Origin of the sequence: Microcoleus sp. D3_18_C4, assembly GCF_036702355.1 — a bacterium.
In the GTDB taxonomy this organism is placed as follows: Bacteria; Cyanobacteriota; Cyanobacteriia; order Cyanobacteriales; family Microcoleaceae; genus Microcoleus.
On the sequence record NZ_JAUBTF010000033.1, the window covers coordinates 24,344 to 38,773 of the forward strand.

Here is a 14,430-nt window from a genome sequence, read left to right on the forward strand (position 1 = left end):
CTTTGCGTCAGAAGCCCCGTGGATTGGTAGATGTATCGCCCTCAACCTCTGATTTTTCTAAGAAACTGGGTTTCCGTGGGTAAGTCCTATATATATACTGAGGAGAGAGCTCCAAACTTAGGTTTTTAAGACTATATGTTCAGCATTGACATCATTGTGAAAAATACGCCCGTCTCGCTGTCGGTGCAGCGGAAGTTGGAGGAGGACGCTGAGACTGTTTACCAGCAGGTACTGGCGGCGATTCGCAACTCCCAACCGCAAATTTTGGAACTCACCTGCGAGAAAAATCCTGAGAAAAAGGTGGCTGTACTCAGCAGCGAGATTTCTGGGGTGGTGGTTTCTCAGAAATCGGGGGCGTCATCTACAGGCAGATCCCCTGGTTTTGTCTCGATGACAGCAGAATGAGGGCTGGGGGTGTTGGTGCCGATATGAGCCAGTCAGCCGTTGCTGTGCGGGATTTGGGTTTTTGCTGGCCGTCGGGCGATCGAGTGTTGCAAGGTTGCTCTCTGGATGTACCGAAGGGCGAGTTTTGGATGCTTTTGGGCACTAACGGCAGCGGCAAGTCTACGCTGTTGAGGCTGATGGCTGGGCTGCTGCACCCCCAGTCGGGGGAAATTGACCTCGGTGGGCGGGTGGGTTTTGTGTTCCAAAACCCGGATCACCAATTGGTGATGCCGACGGTGGGTGCGGATGTGGCTTTTGGTTTGGTGGAGGAAAAGCTTTCTAACGTTCAGGTGCGGGAGAGGGTGGCGGAGGCTTTGGAGGCTGTGAATTTGCTGGATTTGCAGCGGCGGCCGATTTATGCTTTGAGTGGGGGCCAGAAGCAGCGAATTGCCCTGGCTGGGGCGATCGCCCGTCACTGCGAAATTCTGCTGTTGGATGAACCGACGGCTTTGTTAGATCCTGATTCTCAGTTGGATTTGGTGGCGGCGGTGCAGCGGTTGGTGAAAAATCGCGGGATTACGGCTTTGTGGGTGACTCACCGTTTGGATGAGTTGAATTATTGTGATGGGGCTTTTTTGTTGGAAAAGGGCCAAGTTGTCGATCGGGGAGATCCGGCGCGTTTGAAGCAGCGGTTGATGCAAAGTCAAGATGTTTAGCCCTCAAGCAATTTGATAATTAAGTCATTCTGCGAGGGAAATCGCTTCTACAAAAACGAAGTCTGCCTCCGCAGACTAAGAGAATTGCTGCACGCCAAATCAATCTCGCAATCCTCGATCGCGCAACCAAGCATTTGCCCAAATTGTATCGGCTTCTGACAGCGGTGGTATGACTTCCCAGTTGCGATAATCTATCTTCAGGTCGTAACTTGCTATGTCGTAAATTTGAGTGAATAATTCCTGCAAATTGATTATAGGTTCGGTATCGCCCGATCGCAGTGGTAAAGGAAAGGCAGGCAGCGGGTTCTGCACGTTAAAAGCATACAAATCGGCTCTGGGACGGCGATTTCCCCGACACACCAAAACGCTATAGTGGCTTTCAATGTCATTGCCAATAACTGGCATTTTTTGACCGCGCCGCAATAAATCTATTTCAATTAAATGAGTGCGGCTACCTAAAATTTCTTCTCGCTTTTCTTCGTACATTTGTCGTCCTTTTCCTGGGCGCTTATTGCTAGGCGAGAGGATTTCAATCAGGGTGATTAATTCTTGGTTTCCTCTTTCTCTAATTTCTAAATAGCCTTCCCGAACCTGGTATGGCATGGGAATATTTACTGTCAAGGGTTGTGTTGGTGGCGCTGCAACGGCTACGTTTGATGTTATTAATTCGGTTGTGGTTCTTGGCTGAATTATGTTTAGATCAGGAATGCCAATTGATAAATTGTCGTCAGCGGTTTCATACATTCTCACTTCTACAGACACTAAATACTTAGGACGTAGTTGCGGAGATAATAATCTGGCAATTTCAATAATTAGCCAGTGGTGTAGAGCAGGCCAGAGTTCGGGATGCTCTAAATACGGGTCCATACCGGGAAAGGGAGATGGCATTGATGTGACTCCTTGACTTAAGTCTATTTACAGTTTAGCAATGTTGTTTTGGGAAAATTAGGGGCGATCGCACTTCCTGTCAAATAGAATAATTCCTATTTGTGGAAGGGCGATCGCACTTTTCAACCATTAAACTTCGATAGGCAATTGTGTTTGAATTGGAACGCTGTTTTCATCCAACACAGACACCGCATTTACGAACACAATTGTATGCGGGACTGCGGGCATTAAACGGCGCAGTGCATTTAGGTAAGATTCGGCATCGGGGCGGCGGGCGAAACGGGCGACTGTTAACCGCTGACAGTTGGGGAGGTGGCGAATTAGATGCCAAGGTTGAAGTCGATCGCGATATGTCGGTTGTTTTGGTATCATAGGAAAATCCTTCCCACTTTTGTGGGTTGTTGAAGAAAGGCGATCGCTCTAGATTTCTCAGGTCCGAGGGCGATCGCTATATCTAACACTTTTATTAAAAGCTAAAGACGTAGCTTCTGTCAAGCATAAATGGGGTTAATACGGTTGCGAGTTCGAGAACTGGCTGAGGAGAAGAGTTGGACGCTGAAAGAAGTTTCGGAGAGAACGGGTATTCCGTACAGCACGGTCAAAAATTACGCGCAAGCTCCTAAGCTGGCAACGGTGGACTACACGGCTTTGCAGAAACTTGCTGAAGTCTTCGATGTGATGGTGGAAGACTTGGTTGAGGTTTTGGAACGGTAAACTGATTTGTCAGCGGGAAGATGGGTCTAACTCGGTTGCGCGTTCGAGAACTAGCTGAGGAGAAGGGTTGGACGCTTAAAGAAGTTTCTGAGCGATCGGGCATTCCTTACAGTACCGTTAGAAGTTATGCCCATTCTCCCAAGCTGGCAACTGTAGATTACACAGCTTTAAACAAAATGGCTCGCGTGTTTGATATTGCGATCGAAGATTTAGTTGAGATTTTGGAACAGTAAAGAAAAAATAATGCTCGTGAAGATTCAAAGAGAGTTGATGGTCTAAGGACATAATAATGTTGTGTTTCTAGTATTTTACTCAAAAAAACCAGGACACAACATTGTTGTGTCCCTACTGTATTGTCAGCAATTGAGGAATTGTATTTTACTCAAAAAAGCCAGGAGACAACATTGTTTCGCTTCCCTACCTCATCTCATATCCAAACAAATTAGGATCGACTTCACCCAAATTCAAATCGGCCAAACCATACTCTGCCCAACGCCTTTCTACCATCGCCGCCACATCCGGATCTGACTCCAAAACTTCCCCCCATTCGTGATCCGTTTCCGGCGGCATCTTCGTAGTAGCATCAATCCCCATTCGGCCTCCCAAACCAATTTTTTCACTGGCAAAATCTAACGTATCAAAAGGCGTATTCGGCAGAATAAATACATCCCGAACCGGATCGACTTTAGAACTAATTGCCCAAACTACTTGACGCGGGTCGCGAATGTTGATACTTTTATCGACAACAATCACAAACTTAGTGTAAGTAAACTGCGGTAATGCACTCCAAAATGCTAAAGCAGCCCTGCGCGCTTGACCGGGATATGCTTTATCAATCGAGATAATTGCCGCTTTATAACTAAGCGCTTCCATCGGTAAGAAGAAATCGACAATTTCCGATACTTGCTGCCGCAAAATAGGGGTATAAATACGGTTAAGCGCGATCGCCATCATTGCTTCTTCTTTCGGTGGCCGCCCGCTAAATGTGGTCAGATAAATCGGGTCTTTGCGGTGCGTCATGCAGTTGAATCGAACCAGCGGCGAATCTTCCACGCCGCCGTAATAACCCATGTGATCGCCGAAGGGCCCGTCGGGCAGAACTTCCCCCGGCGTAATCGTTCCTTCTAACACAATTTCCGAGTCCGCCGGTACTTCCAAATCTACGGTTTTGCACTTGGCCAATTGCACGCCGGAACCGCCATAAAGTCCGGCAAATAACCATTCCGATAAATCTACAGGAATTGGTGTTGCTGCGGCGAGAATGATTAAAGGATCGACTCCAAGGGCGATCGCAACTTCCAACTTTTTACCAGCCTGCGCCGCTTTCCGCAAGTGCCTCGCCCCGCCCCGCACCGATAACCAGTGTACAGTCATCGTGTTTTTTGACTGCAACTGCAACCGATAAACCCCCACATTCGGCGTACCGGTTTCGCAATCTTTGGTAATTACCAAACCCAGGGTGATAATTTTGCCCGCATCTCCCGGATAAGGGCGAATCATCGGGATTTTGTTCAAATCCAGCCCTTCTCCCTCAATTACCACTTGCTGACAAGCTGGGAAAAAGTCGCGGCCGGGTTTGGCTTTCACTACGTCAAACAGCACTTTGCCGAACTCTATTGCTTGGGAAATCTTTTTCGGCGGTTTTGGCTGTTGCAGCATTCCCAGTTTTTTGCCGAGCTCTTCTAGTTCGATCGGCTTTTCCATGTTCATCGCCCAGCAAACGCGCTGTTCCGTACCCAACAGGTTGATTGCAACGGGGAATTCGGCCCCTTTGACGTTTTCAAACAGCAGTCCAGGGCCGCCTTTTTGCAGCATTTGATTGGAAATTTCGGCAATTTCGAGGTCGGAATCGACTAAGGCACTAATTCGGCGCAGTTGTCCCCGTTCTTCGAGTAGTTTGAGGAATCCCCGCAAGTCTCTAGCCATTTTTTTAAGAATTGTTAACGTTCTTTTGTTATTATGAGCCGATCGACTGCCACAAGTTAAACTGCGATGATAAGTTAATCAAAAATTCCCGATACTCGTTCGATAGATTGTGAAAAATCCCCGACGATCGCCTGAGCGATTTCGTAAAAACGGTCGTTCTCGCAGCCAACAGTTTTATCCGCGTCAGCCTAACGGTCAACAATTGTTTGAGGCTTTGCTACCGCCGTCTAGCAGCAGGTGCGGGGAAGGTGCGTTAAGCGAAGCTATCCCGAAGGGAATCGCTGACAAAAGCTCAGAGTGCGATCGGGGCCTAGCTATTTTGCTCCTAGACGCAGAAAACTTGAAACTGGACGTTAATGCTGAAAAATTTTTAGCCAGTTTGTATGGCTCTCCCCTACAAGTTAAAATTGCTTTTGCTAACTGGAAAAAGCCGACTACTGGCAAGTTGGATGCTGAACTTTATGATCGCGGTTACGAACTGATTCACGTTCCGGGTGGTGCTAATAGTGCTGACGGTAAAATGATTGCTTTTGGCGCTGCTATTTTATACCGTTATAGGGATGTAAAACAAGTTTTTGTCTGTTCTTCTGACGGTTTGTTAAATCACCTTTGCAATCAGTTGCAAAATCAGGGATTGACTGTGTTTCGGGTGCGACGACAAAATGCTGTGTTGTCTGTAGAAAATCTTCGGACTGGTGATACTAATCACTATTCTTGCAAAAGGGAACAGGAAGTCCCTAGTTTTGAAGAATTGGCTAATCAAATTGGTGAGTTTTTGAAGGCTGAACACAAATCTATTGATGAGCGGATAGCTAGATTTTCTAGTGTGGCTGAGTTTTTTCAAGATCGTCGTACTATTGTTTTCCCTTCTACAACTTCCCCTGCCACAGCAGTGTCGGAATCAGGAGAAAACGAAGTGACACCGGTGGCTGAAGTATCTTTGGCTTCTGTTGTTGTCAATCAAAATTTGCCAGAAATAATTCCCGATCTCAATTCAAATCCTATTGAGTCGCTGGATGTTTTAAAATATATACTTGTGCAAATAATTGAAACTGCAAAAGTTGAGTTAAAAGAGGATTATCTTCCTGTGGCAATAATTAAGAAAAAATTTTTTGCCAAATATCAGTTTCATGCTGATTTAATTGTCAAACAATTGTTGGGGAATAATTCCAGTCTAATCAAATTATTCCAGTCTGAATCGGCGGATTTTAAAGTAATATTAATCGGTAGCGAACATCACGTGGCAATCATGCCAAAGATGGACAGTTCAGAAGAAGGATAAGAATTATCAATTGGCGATCGCACAGTCAGCTCCCTGATGTATTTAAGAAATCAGGTCTCCGAGTCTTCCGTCTGAAAATTTAATCTGTTATTAACCAAAATTTAAGACAAGCTTATTCTTTTATTATTTAATCTGTTATTAACCAAAATTTAAAACAAGCTTATTCTTTTATATCCCTTTCTTTGGAGGTTTCAGTCTATCCTATGGAGGAGATTTGCAAAGTCGGCTATTAAGGGAGAGGAGGAATATGAATTTTTTCACAGGACGTTGGCGACGTAGTTTTATAGTGACACTTGCAGCAGCAGCATTCTCGCTGACTTTGATTAATTCTGCTGTAGCAGCCGTCACACTAAACGGTACGGGAGCAACTTTCCCTAAACCTCTTTACGATCGCTACTTCTCTCAAATGAGAAGTGCAAATCAAATTACTGTAAACTACGAAGGAACTGGTAGCGGTGCTGGCATCAAAGCATTAATTTCAGGCAATGTTGATTTCGCAGGCAGCGATGCGCTGATGACTGCTGCACAAATCGCTGAGGTAAAGCGGGGTGTAATAGCTGTTCCCACGGCTGGCGGCGCTGTTGCAGTTGTTTACAACTTGCCCGGAGTGACCAATCTGAGGCTAAATAAGGATGCCATGAACGGTATCTTTGAAGGCAAGATTACTCGCTGGAATGATGCGAAAATAGCCGGAATTTCTGGACAAGCTAAAAACTTGCCAAATACTGCGATTCGAGTAGCTGTACGGGCAGACAGCAGCGGTACTAGTTTTATTTTTGCTAATCATTTGCAGGCAACTGGTAGCACCATCAAAGCTGCCGCTCAGCCGAAGTGGCCAGACACCGCTGTCAGGGGTCAAGGAAACCCCGGCGTAGCTGCTTTGGTGAAGAATACAGCGGGTGCGATCGGCTACGTTCAAGATACTTTTGCTCGGCAAAACAATCTTCAAACAGCATTTATTCAAAATAAAGCTGGCAGGTTTGTAGACCCTAGCTTGGCTGAAGCAGAGAAAGCTTTAGCAGGGGAAACATTCCCCGCAGACTTCCGCTTAGTAGAAGGCAATCCCAACGACGGTTATCCGATTGTTGGTTTGACTTGGCTGTTAATCTACAAACAGTATCCTGCTGCGAAAGCAGAGGCTATTAAAAAGATGGTTAATTGGGTGATGACTACAGGTCAAGGTATCAACAAACAGCTAGAGTTTACTCGGATTCCTTCAGCTACAGCTCAAAAGGTGGTTCAAGCAGTTAATCAGACTGTGATTGCCAGAGGTTAATTCCGGCGATCGCACGGGGTTATGAGTTGACGAGTTAAATCGATGACTCAAAATTCATAAATGATCAGGTTAGTGTGCACTAAATTTACTGTGTAAGGTACGCACTGCGTACCTTACAAACTAGGTTCCCAGCGCGCAACCCGCCCATTATAATTCCTCGTCCTTTAAGCAAGTATTTTACTTTGTACGCACTAATTTTGGTATGACCAATATTTCAAAAAAGCGGGATAGATTGACTCGGAAACCGACAGAAATGAACACAGAAGTAGATTTGACAGATACTGCTGGTGAAGGTCTATGGATGGAGTCAGGATTTACACTATTTGTATGGGGTTTTGCCCTAGCAACAGCGGGTACGTTGTTTTTGATGAGTGCGGTAATTTTTAAAGATGCTTGGCCTGCTATTAGCCAATTTGGACTCTCTTTCTTGTGGAATCCCAAGTGGGATATCGGTGAGTTGCAGTTTGGGGCTTTGCCGTTTATTTACGGTACTGTAATTAGTTCTGCGATCGGCATAATCATCGCACTTCCTTTAGGGCTGTCAGTAGCTATAGTTACTAGCGAGAACTTCTTACCCGTTTGGGTGCGATCGCCCTTGGGATTCATGGTTGAATTAATCTCGGCTATTCCCAGCGTAATAGTTGGCCTTTGGGGAATATTTGTTTTGATTCCCTTCTTGTTGCCATTGCAGCAGTCATTGTTTGATAATTTCAGTTGGTTTCCCTTGTTCAGCAGCGAACCTTTAGGCCCCGGAATGCTGCCCGCTGGAATCCTTTTATCGATTATGATTTTGCCAACAGTAGCCGCCATCAGCCGCGATGTATTGATGTCGGTTCCAGTAGATGTGCGAAGCGCTTCCATGTCCCTTGGTGCCACCCGCTGGGAAACAATATTTAAGCTGTTATTACCAGCAGCTAGTTCGGGGATTATCGGCGCCACCATATTAGCATTGGGACGCGCTTTAGGCGAAACAATGGCAGTCACAATGGTGATTGGCAACTCGATTCAAATTAACAAATCCCTGCTGGCTCCCAGCTACTCAATTCCTGCTGTTTTGGCAAGTCAATTTCGGGAAGCTGTAGAACCGCTGCACACCGGCGCTTTGATGTATTTAGCCTTAATTTTATTTGTGATCACTCTGTTCGTAAATGCGATCGCAGTATTGTTGGTTCAGCTAATTGGGGGCAAAAAAGCTAAAACTTAACATCATCGAAAGCAATTTGGTCACAAGCCGCGCCGCCAGATTTATCCCCTGGTTCCATCTAAAATCTCAAATCTAAAATCCCATGGCTCAAGCACAAAAATTAGATAGTATTCTGGATGCAGAAATCACCAACCCCCTGTCGCTAAGCCGAACTTTTTTCAGCCGGGGAATGACAGTTATCGCTTTCGCTCTGACAGCTCTAGCCCTGCTCCCTTTGTTTGCTATTTTATACAAAATTCTGGGGGAAGGACTTACACATTTGAGCTGGGAAGTGCTAGTATCTCTGCCCGCACCCGTCGGAGTTGAAGACCAGCCCAACGGCTTTGCTAATGCGATTCTCGGCACTGCTTTAATGGTGGGAATTGCGACATTAATTAGCGTACCTATCGGCGTAATGACGGGAATATTTTTGTCTGAGTTTGGTAGAGAAAACAAAGCGATAGCCAATAGTATTCGCTTTATCACCGTCATTCTCAGCAGCGTTCCCTCGATCGTAGTTGGCGTCTTTTCCTACGCCCTAATCGTCGTTACCACCAAAGCATTTTCATCCTTAGCAGGCGGTTTTGCCCTCGGCGTCATCATGCTTCCAGTGGTTGCTCTGACAACAGAACAAGCATTAAAATTAGTGCCTACTTCTTACCGCCTCGCTTCTGCTGGTTTGGGAGGCGGACGCTTTCAAACTATGTTTCGCATTATCATACCCTCAGCACTTCCAACTATTACCACAGGTATTTTACTCGCTGCTTCCCGCGCCGCCGGCGAAACCGCACCGTTGATTGTAACGGCGTTATCGAGTCAATTTTGGCCTCCTTTAGTTGATAAATTGGGCGAGATAATGCAGTCCCCTATAGGTGCAGAAACCATTGCAAAACTCAAAGAAATTCCCGAAACACTGCTGACCCCGACTCCTTCCATGTCAGTATTAATATACAGCTACGCCAGCTCTCCTTACAAAGAGCAGAACGAATTGGCGTGGACTGCTGCCTCTGTCCTTTTGGGTATGGTTTTGATTGCTAGCGTCGCATCCCGTACAGTAACTCGGAAACGCTTGCAAAATCGATAAATCAATAACTAAAGTGCATCTCTCAGTCAAATATTAACAAGATAACCAGCTAAATAATGAAACCTAAAGCTAACTTGAAATCCGAAAACTATACAGATCAATTCCTAGAAGATGCCGCCCCGGAAATAGACCCCAATGCAATGCCAGCACTGCGGGTTCAGGACTTGAGTTTTTATTACGGAACTCACAAAGTCTTAGAAAATTTATCGATGAATATCCCTCACCCGCAAGTGACGGCTATTATTGGTCCTTCAGGTTGCGGCAAATCTACGTTTCTCAAAGCTCTCAACCGGATTGGTGAATTGGAGGGAAAAGTTAAAATTAAAGGAAGAGTAGAGTTTTTTGGACAGGATATTTACAGCCCAAAAGTAAACATTAATAGTTTGCGTCGGCAAATTGGGATGGTGTTTCAAAGACCGAATCCTTTTCCACTGAGCATCTACGATAATATTGCTTACGGGGTGAGGATTTTTGGTCGCAAAAGCAAAGCAGAATTAGATGAAATTGTGGAATCGGCACTCAAAAGTGCGGCGCTTTGGGATGAAGTCAAAGACGATTTGAATAAATCGGCTCAGGGGATTTCGGGGGGACAGCAGCAGCGGCTTTGTATTGCTCGCGCTTTGGCTGTGAAGCCGAAAATTTTGTTGATGGATGAACCTTGTTCTGCTCTAGATCCGATTTCTACGATGAAGATTGAGGAGTTGTTTCAGACTCTGCGGCAGCAGTTAACAGTTGTAATTGTGACGCATAATATGCAGCAGGCGGCTCGCGTTTCTGATTACACGGCTTTCTTTAATACTGATGAAAGTCGCATCGGCCGCATGGTGGAATTTGGGCCGACAAGTAAGATTTTTACTTCTGCGGGCAATTCGAGTACGAGAGATTACATTCAAGGCCGTTTCGGTTAATACTTACATCTTGAACCTCTTTCAGAACAGGCAAGATGTCTATTCCACAACAGACAAATATTTTTGTGCAGGCATCTTGCCTGCTATAGTTATGTTTTCAGAACAGGCAAGATGCCTGTTCCACAACAGACAAATATTTTTGTGCAGGCATCTTGCCTGCTATAGTTATGTTTTCAGAACAGGCAAGATGCCTGTTCCACAACAGACAAATATTTTTGTGCAGGCATCTTGCCTAGTATATTTATGTCTTCACCACTGCTGAAGCGAGAGTTAGGTATTTTCGGCGCAACTCTCATGGGCCTGGGCTCAATCCTCGGTACCGGAGTATTTGTGAGTATCGGCATTGCTGCGGAAGTTGCGGGGCCGGGAGTGATTTTGGCTGTAGGTATTGCGGCTTTAGTGGCTGTTTGCAATGGCCTTAGCAGCGCTCAATTAGCGGCAAATCATCCTGTTAGCGGCGGTACTTATGAATATGGCTACAAATATCTCAATCCTTGGCTGGGTTTCACTGCCGGCTGGATGTTTCTGTTGGCGAAAACGGCTTCTGCGGCTACTGCTGCTTTAGGTTTTGCGGGGTATTTTTTAAATGCAGTTGGTGTAGCCGATCGCACTTACCTGATCCTAACAGCTTTATTCGCCCTCGCCGCCATCACTTTAATTGTATTGACGGGAATTAGGCGATCGAATATTGCCAATACTGCCATAGTCTCAGTTACACTCCTATCCTTAGCAGTGTTTGTTGCTGTCGGTTTGCCAGAGGTAAGGTGGGAAATGGCCACCGTACAGAATGATAGCTCGATCGGCTCCATCCTCCAGGCCACCGCCCTGATGTTTGTCGCTTATAGCGGTTACGCCCGCATCACCACAATGAGCGAGGAAGTGCGGGAACCGAGGGAAACTATTCCGAAAGCCATAATTTTCACTTTGGTGCTGACAATGCTGCTTTACGTGGGGGTAGCAGTAGTTGTCGCGGGCGCGGGGGGAGGCGATAAATTGTCTTTACAACCAGGCGGTACGGTTGCACCCCTGGAAGTCATCGCCCGCAGTTTCCCAATTGCGGGAGTTTCTCAACTGCTAGCCGTCGGCGCCATTACCGCTATGTTGGGAGTTTTGCTGAACTTAATTTTAGGGCTCTCGCGCATCTGGCTGGCGATGGGGCGGCGCTTGGATATGCCGAGAGTCTTGGCGCGGCTGAATCCTTCGGGGACAACTCCCTACGTGGCTGTTGTGGTTGTGGAAGTTACGATCGCACTTTTAATCCTCGTCGGCGATGTCAAAACCACTTGGTCATTTAGCGCTTTTAGCGTTTTGATATATTACGCTATCACCAACCTCGCCGCGCTGCAACTTTCCCCCGCCGAAAGGCTTTATCCGCAGTGGTTGGCTTGGGTGGGTTTGGGGAATTGTCTGTTTCTGGCTTTCTGGGTGGAGAGGGAAATTTGGCTGACAGGATTGGCATTAATTGTCGCCGGTTTAATTTGGCGGGCGATCGTCCGACTCCCGGCGAGAAACTAGAAGTGTGATAAATTGAAACAGCATCCCGCATTGTAGAGGGCCATGCCCGATCGAACTTCCGAGCTTGCGACTCAAGAATCTCCCGCATTCAGCGTCATCAGTCGCTATATAGCTCAAACCCTAATTACCATTCAGGAACAGCATCCCGAATGGATAACTGAAAAATACAGGAAAACCCCCTGGGCCAAACCTGATTTTCAGTCAGTTTTGATTGGAAAATTGACAAAAAGTTTCACAGTAGCCAGCGATACAGATTCCCTGCTGCTGACTGCAAAAAAATACCTACAAATTCTGCTGATTCCAGAATTCGTTAATTCACCTCAATTCAGCAAATTATTTGCCAAAATTCAGCAGCTAGCCCAATCTCAAACAGCACCCGCTAAATCACAAAACTCAGTTTCCTCAAAACCTCCCACTCCCACCACAAATCAAACAAATTCGCTTCCTATCGGCATTGCTATCTTGCTGCTAGATGTCGAAAACTTGCAACTCAACATCGAAACCGAAAAATTCCTAGAGGGAATTTGCCACTATCCCATCCAAATCAAAGTTGCCTTTGCCAATTGGCGCAGCATGGGCAAGAAAGATGCCGAATTTCACCAGCGCGGCTATCAACTAATTCACGTCCCCCCCGGCAAAGACAGCGCCGACTTAAAAATGGCTACAGTCGGCGCATCGATTTTCGTACATTATCCCACAGCCAAAGAGATTTTTGTCTGTTCGTCCGATCGCGCCCTGACTCACCTCAGCAACACACTGCAAGCCCACGGACTAACCGTATTTCAAGTCCGCAAACAAATAGATAAAATCATAGTTTTAAACAGCAAAACCGGACAAGTGGAAACCCATTCCCTCGTCACCACACCGGAAATTACACCCCTAGAACAATTAGTTATTCAGCTAAAAGAATTAATCAAAAAAGAGCAAAAACGCACCTCAACTCAGTGGATCAAACTTTCTACTGTTTCAGCTTTATTTAAAGAGAATTACGGTTTAGTCCTCAATCAAGTTGTTGCCCATCATTTGCTCGGCACTAAAACCCGCGATATCTTTCTCAAATATCCCACCGATTTTGTCCTCCACAAACCATCAGAAACTTCTCAAACTTATGTCACTCTTTTTGAAGTGAGATTGTCGCCACCACCGCCAATACTGAGCCAAGAAACTCTGAATAACCACCAAGCAGCACCTGCGAGTTTGACAGATATTAATTCTCTGGAAGACTTGGAAAGAGCTCTTGTCAAAATCGTTGGCGACTTAACCGGCAACTCTCCTGAAAATTCTGTATTTCTTTCAAATGTAGGCAGCGAATTTCACAGACAATACGGCAAACAAATTACCCAAATAATTAAAGATTTTAATCTCGGTAGGAAATTTACTAAATTTTTGCAATCCTGCGCCTCTCTCAAGCTTAAAAAAGCCGAAAAAGGCTGGCAAGTTTCCCTCAATTAATTAAAATTTAAAATATATATAGCAATCCTAAATCATTGGTAAATTTCTTACTCCCTCCCCTTGGGTTCGGGGAGGGTTGGGGTGGGGTAAAAAATTTACGACTCCTGCAAGGATTGCTATAAGCATCCCCATTACTAGCAACTTGAGTTATTATACAATCTGGACGTAAAGAAATGTAAAGGGATATGCAGGACAAAGTTGTAGTTGTGGTGGGTGCGACTGGCGGCATCGGTTCAGCAGTGGCCCGCAAACTCGCTGATGCGGGTGCGAGGCTAGTGCTCGCCGCCAGAGACAGCAGTAAGTTAGACGCTTTAGCTAGCGAACTTTCGGCAACAGAGGTACTGTGCGTGCCCACAGATATCACCGATTTGCCGCAAGTCGAGACGCTGATGCACAAAGCTGTGGAACATTTCGGACAAATTGATGCCCTCATAAACGCCGCCGGTGCCGGAATTCTCAAGCAGTGGAACAAGTTAGAACCCGCTGATTTAGATGCAATGCTTGACTTGAACTTAAAAGGCAGTTTTTACACGTCTCAAGCAGCGGCGAATGTGATGAAAGAGCGTAAATCCGGCCACATTTGCAATGTCATCGGGATTTTGGGCAAGCATTCGATGGCGATGGGAACGGCTTATTGCGCTTCAAAGTTTGGGGTAGTTGGTTTCAGCAAGTGCATGGCAGATGAGCTGCGACGCTACGGCATTAAGTTTACGCTATTCTATTTTGGCGGGGTGGATTCTCCGTTTTGGGATAATGTGAGTTTGAAGGTAGACAGGTCAAAAATGCTGAGTACCGAAACTGCCGCCAATGCGATTATGTTTGCTCTTTCGGCTGACCCGCAAGCTGTGCCGATGGAGATTAATATTCAGCCGGAAAGTCATTTGTTCTTTTAGCTATTGAGGAATGATTTGAAGGCAGAACGCAGCGGAAGCTGAAGGCAAGAAAAATTATGATATTTTTAGGTTTGAGAACTTGTACAGCACTTAATTATGTAGGGTGCACGGGCTGGCGCACCTTACCCCTATAATTCGCGCGTCAAACTATTTGTTTTTTGCGTAAGTCCTTTTGGCGAAGGCGTCGCGGCAAACCCAAGTTATCCCAG

General features: G+C 45.9%; 15 protein-coding genes. 12 read left to right on the forward strand and 3 right to left on the reverse strand.

All coding sequences use genetic code 11. The features are described 5' to 3' along the window. Positions 1–135: 135 nt before the first annotated feature. A complete protein-coding gene (locus tag QUA90_RS17275) occupies positions 136–405 on the forward strand; it encodes a hypothetical protein (protein ID WP_190663726.1) in 270 nt (89 codons plus the stop codon). Positions 406–428: 23 nt separating this feature from the next. Then, positions 429–1,100, forward strand: coding sequence for an energy-coupling factor ABC transporter ATP-binding protein (locus QUA90_RS17280; protein ID WP_281363590.1), 672 nt, complete (start codon positions 429–431; stop codon positions 1,098–1,100). Between the two features lie 99 nt (positions 1,101–1,199). Here the strand turns inward: QUA90_RS17280 and QUA90_RS17285 are convergent, their stop codons facing one another. Together QUA90_RS17285 and QUA90_RS17290 are read right to left on the reverse strand one after the other, a co-directional pair. After that, positions 1,200–1,988, reverse strand: a complete 789-nt coding sequence (locus QUA90_RS17285; RefSeq protein ID WP_333322229.1) for a DUF4058 family protein — start codon at positions 1,986–1,988, stop codon at positions 1,200–1,202. Between the two features lie 129 nt (positions 1,989–2,117). Then, positions 2,118–2,360, reverse strand: coding sequence for a hypothetical protein (locus QUA90_RS17290; RefSeq protein ID WP_333182555.1), 243 nt, complete (start codon positions 2,358–2,360; stop codon positions 2,118–2,120). Positions 2,361–2,489: 129 nt separating this feature from the next. Here QUA90_RS17290 and QUA90_RS17295 point away from each other — a divergent pair, with 129 nt between their 5' ends. Next, positions 2,490–2,702 carry a helix-turn-helix transcriptional regulator gene (locus QUA90_RS17295; protein WP_333322222.1) on the forward strand — a complete coding sequence of 71 codons (213 nt, stop codon included), beginning with the start codon at positions 2,490–2,492 and terminating at the stop codon, positions 2,700–2,702. Between the two features lie 20 nt (positions 2,703–2,722). Then, entirely contained in the window at positions 2,723–2,935 is a 213-nt protein-coding gene (locus tag QUA90_RS17300) for a helix-turn-helix transcriptional regulator (protein WP_333322217.1), read from the forward strand. Between the two features lie 184 nt (positions 2,936–3,119). Here QUA90_RS17300 and QUA90_RS17305 read toward each other — a convergent pair whose 3' ends face one another. Continuing rightward, on the reverse strand, positions 3,120–4,628 hold the full coding sequence (locus tag QUA90_RS17305; protein WP_333322213.1) for a UbiD family decarboxylase: 1,509 nt from the start codon (positions 4,626–4,628) through the stop codon (positions 3,120–3,122). A gap of 109 nt (positions 4,629–4,737) precedes the next feature. Here QUA90_RS17305 and QUA90_RS17310 point away from each other — a divergent pair, with 109 nt between their 5' ends. The 8 genes from QUA90_RS17310 (at position 4,738) to QUA90_RS17345 (ending at position 14,221) form a co-directional block, all read left to right on the forward strand. Then, entirely contained in the window at positions 4,738–5,910 is a 1,173-nt protein-coding gene (locus tag QUA90_RS17310; protein WP_333446728.1) for an NYN domain-containing protein, read from the forward strand. A 247-nt stretch (positions 5,911–6,157) separates the two neighbouring features. Then, positions 6,158–7,186 (forward strand): phosphate ABC transporter substrate-binding protein PstS, encoded by a 1,029-nt coding sequence (gene pstS / locus QUA90_RS17315; protein WP_333322210.1) that lies wholly within the window; start codon positions 6,158–6,160, stop codon positions 7,184–7,186. A gap of 202 nt (positions 7,187–7,388) precedes the next feature. After that, entirely contained in the window at positions 7,389–8,390 is a 1,002-nt protein-coding gene (gene pstC / locus QUA90_RS17320) for a phosphate ABC transporter permease subunit PstC (protein WP_333446730.1), read from the forward strand. A gap of 82 nt (positions 8,391–8,472) precedes the next feature. Further along, on the forward strand, positions 8,473–9,453 hold the full coding sequence (gene pstA, locus QUA90_RS17325) for a phosphate ABC transporter permease PstA (protein WP_333198570.1): 981 nt from the start codon (positions 8,473–8,475) through the stop codon (positions 9,451–9,453). A 56-nt stretch (positions 9,454–9,509) separates the two neighbouring features. Further along, positions 9,510–10,361, forward strand: coding sequence for a phosphate ABC transporter ATP-binding protein PstB (gene pstB / locus QUA90_RS17330; RefSeq protein WP_333198572.1), 852 nt, complete (start codon positions 9,510–9,512; stop codon positions 10,359–10,361). Between the two features lie 243 nt (positions 10,362–10,604). Further along, positions 10,605–11,876 carry an APC family permease gene (locus tag QUA90_RS17335; RefSeq protein WP_333446732.1) on the forward strand — a complete coding sequence of 424 codons (1,272 nt, stop codon included), beginning with the start codon at positions 10,605–10,607 and terminating at the stop codon, positions 11,874–11,876. 42 nt (positions 11,877–11,918) lie between these two features. Next, positions 11,919–13,328 (forward strand): NYN domain-containing protein, encoded by a 1,410-nt coding sequence (locus QUA90_RS17340; RefSeq protein ID WP_333446734.1) that lies wholly within the window; start codon positions 11,919–11,921, stop codon positions 13,326–13,328. A 185-nt stretch (positions 13,329–13,513) separates the two neighbouring features. After that, complete coding sequence (locus tag QUA90_RS17345) at positions 13,514–14,221, forward strand: SDR family oxidoreductase (RefSeq protein WP_333446736.1); 708 nt, start codon at positions 13,514–13,516, stop codon at positions 14,219–14,221. Positions 14,222–14,430 lie beyond the last annotated feature (209 nt).

What these genes read in the sequence shown, in the direction of transcription:
- QUA90_RS17295 (WP_333322222.1), top strand. Translation starts at nt 2,490, where the DNA reads ATGGGGTTAATACGGTTGCGAGTTCGAGAACTGGCTGAGGAGAAGAGT.
- QUA90_RS17300 (WP_333322217.1), top strand. Translation starts at nt 2,723, where the DNA reads ATGGGTCTAACTCGGTTGCGCGTTCGAGAACTAGCTGAGGAGAAGGGT.
- QUA90_RS17335 (WP_333446732.1), top strand. Translation starts at nt 10,605, where the DNA reads ATGTCTTCACCACTGCTGAAGCGAGAGTTAGGTATTTTCGGCGCAACT.
- QUA90_RS17275 (WP_190663726.1), top strand. Translation starts at nt 136, where the DNA reads ATGTTCAGCATTGACATCATTGTGAAAAATACGCCCGTCTCGCTGTCG.
- QUA90_RS17285 (WP_333322229.1), bottom strand. Translation starts at nt 1,988, where the DNA reads ATGCCATCTCCCTTTCCCGGTATGGACCCGTATTTAGAGCATCCCGAA.
- pstA (WP_333198570.1), top strand. Translation starts at nt 8,473, where the DNA reads ATGGCTCAAGCACAAAAATTAGATAGTATTCTGGATGCAGAAATCACC.
- pstB (WP_333198572.1), top strand. Translation starts at nt 9,510, where the DNA reads ATGAAACCTAAAGCTAACTTGAAATCCGAAAACTATACAGATCAATTC.
- pstC (WP_333446730.1), top strand. Translation starts at nt 7,389, where the DNA reads ATGACCAATATTTCAAAAAAGCGGGATAGATTGACTCGGAAACCGACA.
- QUA90_RS17290 (WP_333182555.1), bottom strand. Translation starts at nt 2,360, where the DNA reads ATGATACCAAAACAACCGACATATCGCGATCGACTTCAACCTTGGCAT.
- QUA90_RS17340 (WP_333446734.1), top strand. Translation starts at nt 11,919, where the DNA reads ATGCCCGATCGAACTTCCGAGCTTGCGACTCAAGAATCTCCCGCATTC.
- QUA90_RS17305 (WP_333322213.1), bottom strand. Translation starts at nt 4,628, where the DNA reads ATGGCTAGAGACTTGCGGGGATTCCTCAAACTACTCGAAGAACGGGGA.
- pstS (WP_333322210.1), top strand. Translation starts at nt 6,158, where the DNA reads ATGAATTTTTTCACAGGACGTTGGCGACGTAGTTTTATAGTGACACTT.
- QUA90_RS17280 (WP_281363590.1), top strand. Translation starts at nt 429, where the DNA reads ATGAGCCAGTCAGCCGTTGCTGTGCGGGATTTGGGTTTTTGCTGGCCG.
- QUA90_RS17345 (WP_333446736.1), top strand. Translation starts at nt 13,514, where the DNA reads ATGCAGGACAAAGTTGTAGTTGTGGTGGGTGCGACTGGCGGCATCGGT.